Genomic DNA, 13868 nt, shown 5'->3' on the forward strand with positions numbered 1-13868 from the left:
TTTAGTAGTGGCATAATATTTATTGCTTGCCTAAAGAAAACTCATTTTTTCCTAAAAAGTGTCTGTATAAACCCCAAATAACTTTTTGAACTTTTTTGATATCATTCATATTGTTTGAGCTAATAGAGCCTATGAGTAGGTCTTTTGATTTTGTATATGTAAATGAATTAAAACTATTTTGTTCTAATATATCTAAAAACTTTTTATTATCTTTTGTTGTAATATAAATTTTTAAAAATAAAAAATTATCACTATTTTTTCTAATAATATAATCTTTTAAATCATCACCTACTACATCAAACTTTTCTAGGTATTCAAGTTTTTTGTTGAAAGAAAAAGTGTTTTTCATTAAAACATTGGAAAAATCAAAATCCTCAAAACTTCTTCCTCTACTTAAAATATCAGAGTAAAAAAAAGTAGAATTATCATCATAATTTAAATTAAAAAATTGAATATATTTTGAGTCTTTATATAAAATAAGTTCATCATTTAAAAACTCTAAATTTGAATTATTTTCTATATTTATATCTATTTTATTTATTCCATACTCTTTTTTAGATGGATAAATCTTTGTAGCTGATTCTGTTGTCAAAATGAGATTTGAATTATTGAGACTAATAGAAGTTCTAATTTTGTCTTGAGGGAAAATTCCTTCCCCAATATTAAGTAATTTTATATAATTTTCTTGCTTGTTAAAATAATAGTAACGTGAGGGTAGTTTTAATTTATCTAAAAAAAAACTGTCATCTTTCAAACTAAACTTTATACTCATTTGTATCCTAATTAAACTGATAAATATTGTTTAATTATATCATCACTAAGCTGTGAAATTTCTCCATTTGCAACTACACTTCCTCTATCTATAATATAAAAGTCATCCCCATGTTTTCTTGCAAATGGTAATTTTTGTTCAATCAACATAACAGTTATTTTTTCCTCTTTTGTAAGATAATCAATAACACTTCCTATTTGTTGTACAATATTTGGCTGTATGCCTTCTGATGGCTCATCTAGTATTAAAAGTTTTGGCTCTATACACAAAGCTCTAGCAATTGCAAGTTGTTGCTGTTGCCCACCACTTAAATCTCCACCTTTTCTTTTTAACATCTCTTTTAAAACAGGAAAAAGTTCATAAATTTTTTGTGGGACACTTTTCAAGCCATTTCTATTGCCTAATAGACCTATATCTAAATTTTCTTTTACACTAAGTTGAGAAAAAATTTCTCTACCTTGAGGAACATATCCAATTCCTATGCCAGCTCTTTTGTCAGAACTTAATTTACTTATATCCTTACCATCATATATAATTGAACCACTTTTAACAGGAAGTAACCCCATAATAGCTTTTGCTAATGTAGTTTTACCAACACCGTTTCTTCCCATCAAGCAAGTACAATTACCTGTATTTAATTCTAATGTTAAATCCCACAAAGTATGACTTTGTCCATAAAACTGGTTTAGTTTATCTATCTTAATCATAATTATTCACCTAAATATACTTTACGCACTTTTTCATTTTCTTGAATATTTTTTATAGAACCTTCAGCCAAAACAGAGCCCTCATGTAAGACAGTAACTTTTTTAGCAATACTTCTTATAAATTCCATATCATGTTCAACTACAACCACACTATGATTCTTTGACAAATCTGTCAAAATTTGCCCAGTTTTTTCAACTTCTCCTGGGGTCATGCCTGCAACTGGTTCATCAACCAATAACACTTTTGGATCTTGCATTAAAAGCATACCAATTTCAAGCCACTGTTTTTGTCCATGAGAAAGTATACTAGCCTCTTTTTTATAAAAATCTTTTAGCCCAATTAAAACCATAGCTTCTTCAATTTTATCTCTTTGTTCTCCACTCATACATGCAAACAGTGTTTTAAAAAATCTCTTATCACCCTTCATTGCTAACTCTAAATTTTCAAATACACTATGTCCTTCAAATACTGTAGGTTTTTGAAACTTTCTTCCTATACCAATTTGAGCAATCGCTGGTTCATCCATCTTAAGTAAATCAACTGCTTGACCAAAAACAACGTTACCAGTATCAGGTCTTGTTTTTCCAGTGATTACATCCATCATTGTTGATTTTCCTGCACCATTAGCACCAATAATACATCTAAGTTCCTCATATTCAATTGTTAAAGAAAGAGAATTCAATGCTTTAAAACCGTCAAAACTAACTGTTACATCATCTAGATATAGAATCCTATTCCCTTTTTTAAGCTCACCAATATTATCTGTATTATCATGTTCAAGAAGAAGCATTGCTCACCTCAGTATATTTTTTTAAATTCAATTTTTTTATAAAACCAACAGCGCCTTTTGGCAAAAATAGTGTCACAATAACAAACAGTCCACCAAGAGCATAAAGCCAAACTTCTGGAAGAGCAGAGGTAAAGTAAGTACTTGCGTAATTTACAATAAAGGCACCAATAATAGCTCCATATAAAGTCCCTCTTCCACCAATTGCAACCCAAATAACAAGCTCAATTGAAAACATTGGTGAGAAAACACTAGGATTTATAATCCCTACTTGAGGAACATATAATGCTCCTGCGATTCCTGCTAAGATAGCTGAGACAACAAAAATAAAAAGTTTATACTGTTCTACTTTATATCCTAAGAACCTCACTCTACTTTCAGTATCTCTAATGGCAATACAAACTCTTCCTAACCTAGAATTGATTATATATTTACTGACAATATATCCACCCAAAAGTGCCAAAAATGACAAAACAAGTAAGCTTATTCTTGTTCCATCACTTTGTAAATCAAATCCTAAAATATCTTTAAAATCTGTTAAGCCATTGTTACCGCCAAAACCCATGTCATTTCTAAAAAAGGCCAACATCAAAGCATAAGTTAAAGCTTGAGTGATTATAGACAAATAAACCCCTGTTACACGTGATCTAAATGCTAACCAACCAAATATAAAAGCAAGTAAAGCAGGTACAAATGCTATCATAAAAGCAGCAAAGAAAAAATTATCAAATCCACACCAAAACCATGGTAACTCTTTTAAATTCATAAAAACCATAAAATCTGGAAGTTCCGCATTTCCATAGACACCACGATCACCAATTTGACGCATAAGGTACATTCCCATAGAATATCCACCAAGAGCAAAAAATGCTCCATGTCCTAAGCTGAGAATACCTATAAATCCCCATACTAAATCTAACGCCAATGCTAAAAGAGCAAAAGCTAAATACTTTCCTAAAAGAGTAACAGTATATGTGGAAATATAAAAAAATGAATCTTTTGGTATTAATAAATTTGATATAGCAACAAATACTACAACAAAAAACAACATTAATAAAACTATTTTTCCACCCTTATCTTTTTGTAATATCTGTTGTACCAATGAAATATTTGTTTTCATTTTAATCCTCCGCATCTCGACCTTTTTGAGCAAATAGCCCTCTAGGTCTTTTTTGTATAAATAAAATGATAAATACAAGTATGATTACTTTTGCTAAAACTGCCCCAGCGACTGGCTCTATAAATTTATTTATCTCTCCAAGTGTTATTGCTCCTATCAATGTGCCCCATAAATTACCAACACCACCAAAAACAACCACCATAAATGAATCAACAATATATGCTTGGCCCAAATTTGGTCCAACATTAGTAAGTTGAGACAATGCAACACCTGCAATTCCCGCAATTCCTGAACCAATTCCAAAAGTTAACGCATCAATCAAACCTGTTTTTATGCCCATTGCTTGTGCCATTTTTCTATTTTGTGTAACTGCTCTAACTTTTAATCCTAAAGATGTTTTATTTAAAACTAATAAAATTCCAGCAAAAACCAATAAAGCGAATATTATGATATATAATCTATTATAAGTTAAGGATAATGCACTATTAATCTCTAATGCACCACTCATCCATTGTGGAGTTTTTACTTCTTGATTTAATGGTGAAAATATACTTCTTACCATTTGTTGTAAAATCAAACTAATTCCAAAAGTAGCTAAAAGAGTTTCTAAAGGTCTTCCATAAAGATGTCTTATAACAAGTCTTTCTATAATAATCCCTATAATACCACTAACTAAAAATGCAACAGGTATCGCTATGATTACAGAATATTCTATAAGATTTGGCATACTTTTTTGAAGTGCATATACAGTGTAAGCTCCAAGCATCATCATCTCACCATGAGCCATATTTATCACTTTCATAACACCAAAAGTGATAGCAAGACCAATAGCTGCTAGTAAAAGAATAGATCCTAAACTCAATCCAAAAAATGCTTTTTCCACAAAAGCATAAAAATCCTTACTTCTATTTATGGAAGCTATAGATAACCTTGCCAATTCTTTTAGCTCTTTATCTTCACTAGAAGCATATATTTCTTTTAAAGCTTGAAGAGATTGTGGAGATAAATAATCACCTAATTTAACAATAGCTTCTTGTTTATCTGTTCCAAATTTCACATTTATAATTGTATTAATTTCATTTAAAACAGATAAAACTTTGCTATCTTTTTCAATTTTTAAAGCTTTTTGAACCAACACAGATGAATTTTGGCTAACATGTTTTAACATATTTTTTGCCGAATTATATCTAATATCTCTATCTTTAGAAAAAAGATTTAGTTCCGCTAGTTTCTCTCTTATAGTACTTCTTAATCTATTATTTGTTTTTACCTTTTTAAACATCTTTTTATTCATAGGCTCTAACTGTTTTTGTGTTTCTAGACTTTTTGTATAGTATATTTTTCCCTCTTTTTTATATAAAACAACAAAAGTTTTATCTTGTTTTGTATAAAAAAGGTCACCTTTCATTAAAGCTTGCAAAAGAGTTTGTAACTTATCATTTTCTGAATATTTTTGAGATACTTGATTTATGACTACCTCTTTTGTTTTAAAACTATTTTTTAATAGAGGTTTGATATCATTTTCAAATTTGCCTGAGAATACAGAAGTAATCAATAATAAATTAAGAAGAATTATTTTTATAAATATTGTTTTCATTAAATAGCCCTGTTAAAAAAGGAGGAAGAAATTCTTCCTCCTTTTTGTTTTAGTAGTTTTGTCCTGAACATTTTCCAGTTTTAACGTTATAGTTACCGCATTCTAATGGCTTTCTCCAATCAGAAATTAAATCTTTACTTCCTGGTAAAAAGTCACTCCATGCATCACCTACAACAGTATCAGGTGTTTCCCATACAGTTTCAAACTGACCATTTTCTTGAATTTCACCAATTAATACTGGTTTAGTCAAATGGTGATTAGGCATCATTGTTGCAAGTCCACCTGTTAAGTTAGGAACAGAAACACCTACCATAGCATCAATTACAGCATCACTATCAGTCGTTCCAGCTTTTTCAACTGCTTTTACCCACATATTAAAACCAATATATGTTGCTTCCATTGGATCATTTGTAACTCTCTTATCATTTTTGATAAATTTTTTCCAACTAGCAATAAATTCACTATTGATATCATCTTCTACACTTTGAAAATAATTCCAAGCTGCAAGGTGACCAACTAGAGGCTTAGTATCAAGTCCTGAAAGCTCTTCTTCTCCAACTGAAAATGCTACGACAGGAATATTCTCAGCACTTATACCTTGATTTCCTAATTCTTTGTAAAAAGGAACATTTGCATCCCCATTGATTGTTGAAACAACAGCAGTTTTCTTTCCTGTGCTTCCAAATTTTTTGATATTGCTAACTATACTTTGCCAATCTGAATGACCAAATGGTGTATAGTTAATCATAATGTCACTCTCTTTAACGCCTTTAGCTATTAAATACGCTTTTAAAATTTTATTTGTAGTTCTTGGGTAAACATAATCAGTTCCAGCTAAAACCCATCTTTTTACACCAATTTCATTCATCAAATAATTAACTGCAGGAATTGCTTGTTGATTTGGTGCTGCACCTGTATAAAATACATTTTTAGAAGACTCTTCCCCTTCATATTGTACTGGGTAAAACAAAATACCATTTAACTCTTCTAATACAGGAAGTACTGATTTTCTTGATACTGATGTCCAACAACCAAATGTTACATCAACTTTATCTTTTGTTAAAAGACCTCTCATCTTCTCAGCAAACAATGGCCAATTTGACGCAGGATCAACAACAACAGGCTCAAGTTTTTTGCCTAAAACTCCGCCTTTTTTATTTTGCTCTTCTATTAACATTAATACTGTGTCTTTTAATGTTGTTTCTGAAATAGCCATTGTTCCAGATAATGAGTGCAAAACACCAACTTTAATTGTATCTGCAGCTTGTGCTGTAATTCCCATTGTAACTATCGCAGCGATAGTCAATGTTTTAGCTAACATCTTTTTCATTGAGACTCCTTGAGTTTATTTTTCAATCTATACAAGAAGTATAAAAAATAAGTGTTGCTTTAGTGTTGCTTTTTCTGGAAACAATCAAAATACTATGTATAAAAAATAGGCAATTTAACTTTTTTGTATAATTTTTTCACAAAGAACATCTATTTTTTCAAAATTATATGTTTTTATGTACTTATTTATTTTTTGAGCTAAATTTATATCAAAATCATTTGAAGTTATTAATAACTCTATTGTTTTGTTATCTAATCGCCGAGAAGCTTGTTGGATTTTTATTAATACCTCAGTTGATACTTCTACAATCACTTGCTCTTTTTTATCAATTTTACTCTTATCATAAATAAACTCAATATTTAAGTACTTTTGTAAAGTATCCATAATAGCTTTATACTCAATTGGTTTAGCAATGAAACAGTTTGCTCCAACACTAAGAGCCTTTTGTTTATCTTCTTTAAAAGCGTGTGCAGAAACAACTACTATGGGTATTTCTAGTTGCATCCGTCTAATTTTTTTAGTAGTTTCAAAGCCATCTAAATTAGGCATTAATATATCCATATATATCAAATCGATATTTTTATCTTTTAATATTTTTATTACTTCTAATCCATCATTTGCTTCTATTACATCAAAATTAAATTGTTTTAATATCTGAACCAAAAGCATTCTATTCTCTTTTATATCATCTGCAACTAAAATTCTTTTATCATTCACTTCGTTAGTAATTCCTAAAATATCTTTTTCATTGTCTTGCTCTAAAACATTATCTTTCGTAGAAACCACAAAATCGATAAAAAAACTAAAAACTGTTCCTTTTGATAATTTACTTTCTACTTTTATTTCTCCTCCCATTCTATTTACTAACTCTTTTGTTATAGATAAGCCTAAGCCTGTACCTTTATTTGTATATTTACTTGATTCTAGTTGTTCAAATGGTTTAAAAATTAGCTTTTTATCACTATCATTTATCCCTATACCAGTATCCTTAACTTCACAAAATAGTTGATTAAATTTTGTATATATTTTTAATTCAATACTTCCATTATCAGTAAAATTCAACGCATTTGCTAAAAGATTTATCAAAATTTGTCTGAGTCTTTGTTCATCACATTTTATAAAAACAGGTACACTCTTATCTACATATATATTAAAACTTATCCCTTTTTCCTTACATCTTGAACTAAACATATCTTTTATATCTTCTATGCTAGATAATAAATTAAAATCTATAGGCTTAATATCTATCTTTCCTGCTTCTATTTTTGAGAGTTCTAAAATTTCATTAATCAGTGTTAAAAGGTGTTCACCACTACTTTTGATAGTTCTTAGATTTTCTTTTTCATCAAATGCAACTTTTTGAGATTTTATCAATAAAGAAGTAAAACCTAATATTGCATTTAAAGGTGTTCTTAGTTCATGACTCATATTTGCTAGAAAAATTGATTTTGAATGATTTGCTGATTTTGCATCTTCAATAGCTTTTTTTAATCTATTTTCATTCTCTTTTCTACTTGTAATATCACTAAAAACAACAACCGAACCATCTATATCATAATCTTTACTATATATTGGTGTTGAAACATAATCTATAGGAAAAAAATCTTCATCTTTTGTCTTAAAACTCATATCCTTTTTTTTCACTAAAAGTAGTTTTTCTTTTAGTGAAGATTTATTCTTTATTCTTTGTGAAGTAATCGTATTAAATATGTATTTTCCTATTAAATCTTCTTGTCTTTTATAACCCAATAATTTACATGCTGTTGGATTTAAAAAAGTAAATTTTCCATAAGAATCTAGTCCAAATATACCATCTCCAGCCAAATCTAAAAGTAATTTATTTTTCTGTTCACTATCAATAAGTTTTATAGCGTTGTCTTTAAAAATTTCAACTGAACGAACCATACTTCCAACTTCATCCTTATTTTCATATACAGGTATTGGAACTTCCATATCATTCTTGGCTAATCTCAACATTGTATTATTTAAAATTTCTAATGGATATATCATGCGTGATAAGATGATAAAAAATGAAAAAAGCACTAAGATGATTAAAAAAACAATTGCAATACTTACATATGACTCCAACTCTTTTACTTTAGCATGAGATTCTAAAACTTTAATCTTTGTTCTTTTTTCAAATGCAACATAAAATTTATCTAATGGTTTCATTATAGAAATTTTTGCTTCATGATACTCTTGTGAGTGCATTATCTCTCTAGCTAATTTAAAATTTGGTTTTCCTTTTTTTGTATATTTACCTATACTGTCTTGAAAAACTCCTATAATTGCATTCATTGCCTTTGTTTCAAGATATGTTAAATCATCTGATTCTTGCTGAGATTTATATAAAAGTGACAGCTCATCATTAGTAAATCCTGCCTTTTTCATTAACTCTCTTAAAGGAATTTTTTCTCCATCTAATACCTCTTTACTACCATCTATTGCTAAAAAATCCCAAAATATTCTATTATAATTTTTTGGTCTAGGTTTAATCCCATTTCTGATATCTAATATAGTTTGAAACTGCTTTTTATACATTATATTTCCAGTGATTACATAAGTTCTAGCAACTCTTGTAAGATCATCAGAACTCTGTCTTAATTCGTCTGCGAGGACTAAAGACTTATGCTGAACAATATATGCATTTTCCAATTCTTTGATAACATAATTATATTTACTAATGATAAATACAACTGCAATTAAAGAAATAGTATTTATAAGCAATAAAGATATAAATAGTTTTTTTAACTTCAAAATTAACCTTTTTTTTCAATACCATAATATATAATGAATACTATCAGAAAAATGACCTAAAAAAGTGCAAATTAATGACTAAAAAATATACTGTATTACTAATTGATGATAAAGTTGAAAATTTAAAATATCTAAGTAACATACTTGAAAAACAGTATGACATCAGGGCATCAACAAATAGCCAATCAGCAATAAATGCGGCAAAGCTTCTCATCCCTGATATCATCTTGTTGGATATCAACATGCCCATTATTGATGGATTTGAAGTATGTAAGCTATTAAAAAATGAAAAAAAATTAAAAGAAATTCCTATTATATTTATTAGTGCTTTTGATGATATAACTCATAAAATAGAAGCTTTTGAAAATGGTGGGGTTGATTATATAACAAAACCTTTTGAACCAAAAGAAGTTTTAGCAAGAATAAAAACACAACTAGATATTTTTAATAGTCAAAGGATAATAACAAATCTTTTAAAACAACAAGATCTTTTCATAAAAAAAATTATGCATGAAATGAATACTCCTATGAGTATAATCTCTTTAAATGCAGATTCACTAGAGAGAAAAATCGGTCCAGCAATTGAATTTGAATCTATAAAAGCATCTGTAAAAACTCTCTCTTCCATATATGGAGACTTATCTTATATGATAAAAAAAGAGTCTAGAGTTTATGAGAAAAAAAATATAAATCTTTTTAACTTTATCTCTACTAGAATAATCTTTTTTGATGAAATAGCTACAATAAAAAATATCAATATTGATTATGAATTTACTCATGAATTTGATATACATGTAAACGAATATGAACTAGAACGAATCATAGATAATGCCCTTTCAAATGCAATAAAATACTCAAAAGAAAATAGCAATATAAATATTTTTATCGGACTTGAAGAGAATAAATATGTCTTGCAAATAAAAGATACTGGTGTTGGTATAGAAAATCCTGATGAGATATTTTTGCCATACTATCAACAATCAAGTAACAATTCTGGTTTAGGTTTAGGTTTGACTATTGTAAAAGAGATATGTGATAAATACGATATTAAGATTAGTATAAATACTAAAAAAGATGTGGGAACAACGTTTATCTATGATTTTACATCCTTAGTAGAGGAAAATGAAAAATGAAAATTTTTTTACTTGAAGATGATTTTGAATTAAATAAAATCATAAAAACTTCTTTAGAAAAACAAGGTTTTTTTGTAGACAGCTATACAGAAGGCTATACTGGAGTAACAAAGGCTCTAAACAATAAATACGATATATATATTTTAGATATCAATGTTCCTGGTTTTGACGGTCATCAAATTTTAGAAATAATTAGAAAAAATCACTCAACTCTACCTGTTATAATTATAAGTGCTGCATTAGATATAGACAATATTCAAAAAGCATATGAACTTGGTTGTAATGACTATCTTAAAAAACCTTTTGTGCTTCAAGAATTATTGGTACGAATACAATATTTGATTAAAACTACTTATAAAAACGATATAGACAACAATACTATAGACTTAGATTATGGTTTTACTTTTTGTCTAAAAGACCAAGTACTTTATAAATATAATCATGAAATACCTCTTACTTTAAAAGAAAAATTATTATTAACTCTTTTACTCCAAAATATAGGAAAAACTGTAGAAATGAGTGCAATACATGAATATGTATGGGATGGAAAAGAAGTTGAAGCTGTAAGTATGCGCTCAGTTATTCATAAGTTACAAAAAAAATTAAAAAATGGAATGATAATAAATATTAGAGGACAAGGGTATAAACTACAAAATAAAATTAATTCTTAAAAATATTTTATAAAATGCTGAATTCTATACTAAAACTATTGATTCCATTTATATATTGGTAACCTAATCTCACACCCATTAACAGAGTATTTTATGCCATTATCCAATAAATTTTTAATAGCTAATGAAAAAAGTTCAAAATCTACATTTAATTTTTTATTGCTTAAATTTTACACTACGATTTTTTCATCTGCATTTTCAATCATCATATCAACCGCACTATTTAAAATAGCTCTTATACTAAATTGACTTTTATTTATTTCACAATTACTTGATATAACTTGCTCAGTTTTTGCAAAATCATCGATACAAAATTAAGTTTATCAAATATAGTAAAAATTCTTTCTTTTTGGACTTCATCTTCTATAAGTGCAGAAACAATTTTTCCTTTTGCTATAGGAGTTTTAAGCTCATGCATAACAGTTCTTAAAAAAAGTTGTCTTGATTCTAGGAGTAAGGATATTTTTTTGCAGCATTATCAAATTCATTTGCAACTTCTGCTATCTCATCTTTTTTATCACTTTTACACTCGATATCTAAGTTACCATGTCACTATTTGTATTTAATAATGAATCAAGAAGATCAGATATATAAACTTCATCAGTTTCATCTGTAAATAAAGCACCCCATACAACTTGCTGTGTATTCGTAATACTTCCTAGCATGAAAACTCCTTTTTAAGTATTTAAATATCATATCATTACAACTTAACTCCAAATATAATCTAAAGTAAATGAAGGTAAATGAAAAGTATTTTTATTTTTGGTATAATTTTTTACAAATAAAATAATAAAAGAGTTGGAATGTTCAAACTTATCATATCACTTATCTGTAGTTTTGTTTTTATTGGATGTTCAAAAGACACTCTTCCTCTGAACACTGTAGGAAAAGTAAACATCAATAAATACCTTGGAACTTGGTATGAAATAGCTAGATATGATCACTCTTTTGAGAAAGGTTGTACTAACGTATCTGCTTTTTATTCTTTACGAAAAGATGGAAGCATCAATGTAATCAATAGTTGCACAAAAGAAGATGGAACAAAAAAAGAAGCCACGGGTGTAGCATATGCCACCAATAAAAATAATACAAAATTAAAAGTTAGTTTTTTTAGACCATTTTATGGGGACTATTGGATACTTATGTTGGATAAAGATTATACATATGCTCTTATAGGAGAACCTAATCGTGAGTACCTTTGGATACTCTCTCGCACTAAAACTTTAAATGCAAACATAAAAAATAAAATTTTACAAAAAATAGAAGAAAATAAATTTGATGAAACAAAACTAATCTGGACTAAACAAAGTATGTAAGGATGTGCAATGAAGTCATTTGAAAAATCTGTAGCCATTAATTGTTCTGTTGAAGAGCTTTTCAACTTTCACCTCGATACAAATAACCTAAAGCATATCACACCTCCTGATACAAAAGTAGAACTTCTGACTCCAAATCTGGATATAAAAGAAGGAGCGGTTTTAAAGCTAAAAACTACCAAACATTTTATTAGTACAATCTGGGAGATACAGATTCAAAAACTTATATCACCTTCTTTACTCATAGATGTTTCCCTTAAATCTCCTTTTACGTATTGGGAACACTCTCATATATTTGAAAAACGTGAAGAAGGTTGCTTGATGAGAGATGTTGTAAACTATACTTTGCCTTTTGGATTTATCGGTAATAGTTTTGATTTTTTAATACAAAAAGAGTTAAAAAATATGTTTGAGTTTAGACATAATGTAACCAAAACTATGCTAGAAGAAAAATCATAAAGCTAGGTATCTTAGCTTGCCTTTTAGGGGCAAACTGTAGATATAATAAGGCTCATCTAAAAGACAGATAAGTAGACTACAAACCATATAAGCTTTTTAATTTTAATAGGTGTAGCAAAAAAGTATCTGCTACACCTTAAAATTTAGAAATGTTTATTTATCGTCTGCTCAACAATATCGAGCATCTCTTTACGTTTTGCATCATCAACAGTTGGGACTTCACCAAAGAAAACATGTTCTTTAACCTCTGCTCCTACAAAACCAAAAATACCAACATCAGTTGTATTTTTAAAAGCTTCAGTCATTCCAGTTGCATCATAGTAAGTATTTGGTGCACCTTGAGTACTGAACAATAAAGCTTTTTTATCACTCAACAATCCTTCTATATTGCCATCTTGTGTATACTTAAATGCAAAACCGTAAGAGAAGATACGGTCAAAGTATCCCTTTAAGATAGCAGGCATACTTGTCCACCAAATAGGATATAAAACTGTAATTGCATCTGCATCAGTTATGTAACCCTGCTCTGTTGCAATATCTTGAGGTACCTCTCCAGCACCTATCTCTTTCATATCATTTGCACTAAGTACTGGGTTAAATCCAAGAGCATATAAATCTCTTACTACAACACTATCTCCTTTGTCTTCAAGTATTTTGATAGTTCTTTCTAAAATCGCATGGTTAAAGCTATCCTCTTTTGGATGTGCATAAACTATAAGATGTTTCATTGTATTTCCTTTTTTAGTTAGATATCTAACTATATTTCGTTTAAAAAAATTAGAGCAAGTTATGTAGAAATTTTTCCAATAACGGCTCAACTACATTTATCTCTTCTTCTGATATACCTTGAAAAATCTGAGCATTTAGACTCTGAGAAATCTCTTCAAAATCCTTTTTAAAAGACTTTCCTTTTTCACTCAAAGTGATATAAGTCACACGACAATCGACATCACATTTGCCTTTATAGACATACCCCAAAGTAACAAGCTTATCCACAAGCACCGTTACTGTTGGTTTTGTTTTATGTATCTTTGTAGCAAGTTCTTTCATTGTCATCTTCTCTTGTAGTGAAAGAAAATACAAAATACCACCATGTGATGGAACGATACCGTGTATCCCTCTTTTTTCAAGCTCTTGAACAATAAAACGATTTGCTTTGACTGATATCTGGCTAATAATAGCTACTGTTTTTCTAGGTTTCATAAAAGTATTATAGTT

15 protein-coding genes are annotated in these 13868 nt (G+C 28.8%); 4 read left to right on the forward strand and 11 right to left on the reverse strand.

Annotated features, from left to right (window positions below; translation table 11 throughout):
• Window positions 1–19: 19 nt before the first annotated feature.
• From K354_RS0100445 to K354_RS14505, 7 genes are all read right to left on the reverse strand, one after another.
• Window positions 20–772, reverse strand: coding sequence for an urease accessory protein UreD (locus K354_RS0100445; protein ID WP_024953545.1), 753 nt, complete (start codon window positions 770–772; stop codon window positions 20–22).
• Between the two features lie 11 nt (window positions 773–783).
• Window positions 784–1479: an urea ABC transporter ATP-binding subunit UrtE gene (gene urtE, locus K354_RS0100450; RefSeq protein ID WP_024953546.1), complete on the reverse strand. Its 696-nt coding sequence runs from the start codon at window positions 1477–1479 to the stop codon at window positions 784–786.
• Between the two features lie 2 nt (window positions 1480–1481).
• The gene (gene urtD / locus K354_RS0100455) at window positions 1482–2270 is read right to left on the reverse strand and encodes an urea ABC transporter ATP-binding protein UrtD (RefSeq protein WP_024953547.1); all 789 of its coding nucleotides are present in this window, start codon (window positions 2268–2270) and stop codon (window positions 1482–1484) included.
• Window positions 2257–3387: an urea ABC transporter permease subunit UrtC gene (gene urtC, locus K354_RS0100460; protein WP_024953548.1), complete on the reverse strand. Its 1131-nt coding sequence runs from the start codon at window positions 3385–3387 to the stop codon at window positions 2257–2259. Before urtC ends, urtD begins: the two co-directional genes overlap by 14 nt.
• Before the next feature lies 1 nt (window position 3388).
• Window positions 3389–4984, reverse strand: coding sequence for an urea ABC transporter permease subunit UrtB (urtB, locus tag K354_RS0100465; RefSeq protein ID WP_024953549.1), 1596 nt, complete (start codon window positions 4982–4984; stop codon window positions 3389–3391).
• A 49-nt stretch (window positions 4985–5033) separates the two neighbouring features.
• Window positions 5034–6314, reverse strand: coding sequence for an urea ABC transporter substrate-binding protein (gene urtA, locus K354_RS0100470; RefSeq protein ID WP_024953550.1), 1281 nt, complete (start codon window positions 6312–6314; stop codon window positions 5034–5036).
• Between the two features lie 114 nt (window positions 6315–6428).
• Window positions 6429–9071: a response regulator gene (locus K354_RS14505; protein ID WP_024953551.1), complete on the reverse strand. Its 2643-nt coding sequence runs from the start codon at window positions 9069–9071 to the stop codon at window positions 6429–6431.
• 74 nt (window positions 9072–9145) lie between these two features.
• On the opposite strand from K354_RS14505, the gene K354_RS0100480 reads away from it, so the two are divergent.
• Complete coding sequence (locus tag K354_RS0100480) at window positions 9146–10204, forward strand: ATP-binding response regulator (RefSeq protein WP_024953552.1); 1059 nt, start codon at window positions 9146–9148, stop codon at window positions 10202–10204.
• The gene (locus tag K354_RS0100485) at window positions 10201–10875 is read left to right on the forward strand and encodes a response regulator transcription factor (protein ID WP_024953553.1); all 675 of its coding nucleotides are present in this window, start codon (window positions 10201–10203) and stop codon (window positions 10873–10875) included. Before K354_RS0100480 ends, K354_RS0100485 begins: the two co-directional genes overlap by 4 nt.
• Window positions 10876–11131: 256 nt before the next feature.
• Here the strand turns inward: K354_RS0100485 and K354_RS14950 are convergent, their stop codons facing one another.
• Entirely contained in the window at window positions 11132–11293 is a 162-nt protein-coding gene (locus tag K354_RS14950) for a hypothetical protein (RefSeq protein WP_156928193.1), read from the reverse strand.
• Window positions 11294–11411: 118 nt separating this feature from the next.
• Entirely contained in the window at window positions 11412–11540 is a 129-nt protein-coding gene (locus K354_RS15300; RefSeq protein WP_281169377.1) for a hypothetical protein, read from the reverse strand.
• Window positions 11541–11678: 138 nt separating this feature from the next.
• On the opposite strand from K354_RS15300, the gene K354_RS0100500 reads away from it, so the two are divergent.
• Both K354_RS0100500 and K354_RS0100505 read left to right on the forward strand, forming a co-directional pair.
• Window positions 11679–12191, forward strand: coding sequence for a lipocalin family protein (locus K354_RS0100500; RefSeq protein ID WP_037939940.1), 513 nt, complete (start codon window positions 11679–11681; stop codon window positions 12189–12191).
• Window positions 12192–12200: 9 nt separating this feature from the next.
• On the forward strand, window positions 12201–12650 hold the full coding sequence (locus K354_RS0100505; RefSeq protein ID WP_024953555.1) for an SRPBCC family protein: 450 nt from the start codon (window positions 12201–12203) through the stop codon (window positions 12648–12650).
• Window positions 12651–12793: 143 nt separating this feature from the next.
• Here K354_RS0100505 and K354_RS0100510 read toward each other — a convergent pair whose 3' ends face one another.
• Together K354_RS0100510 and K354_RS0100515 are read right to left on the reverse strand one after the other, a co-directional pair.
• Window positions 12794–13378, reverse strand: coding sequence for an NAD(P)H-dependent oxidoreductase (locus tag K354_RS0100510; RefSeq protein ID WP_024953556.1), 585 nt, complete (start codon window positions 13376–13378; stop codon window positions 12794–12796).
• 49 nt (window positions 13379–13427) lie between these two features.
• Complete coding sequence (locus K354_RS0100515; protein ID WP_024953557.1) at window positions 13428–13853, reverse strand: MarR family winged helix-turn-helix transcriptional regulator; 426 nt, start codon at window positions 13851–13853, stop codon at window positions 13428–13430.
• Window positions 13854–13868 lie beyond the last annotated feature (15 nt).

Origin of the sequence: Sulfurospirillum arcachonense DSM 9755, from assembly GCF_000597725.1 — a bacterium.
Classification (GTDB): domain Bacteria; phylum Campylobacterota; class Campylobacteria; order Campylobacterales; family Sulfurospirillaceae; genus Sulfurospirillum_A; species Sulfurospirillum_A arcachonense.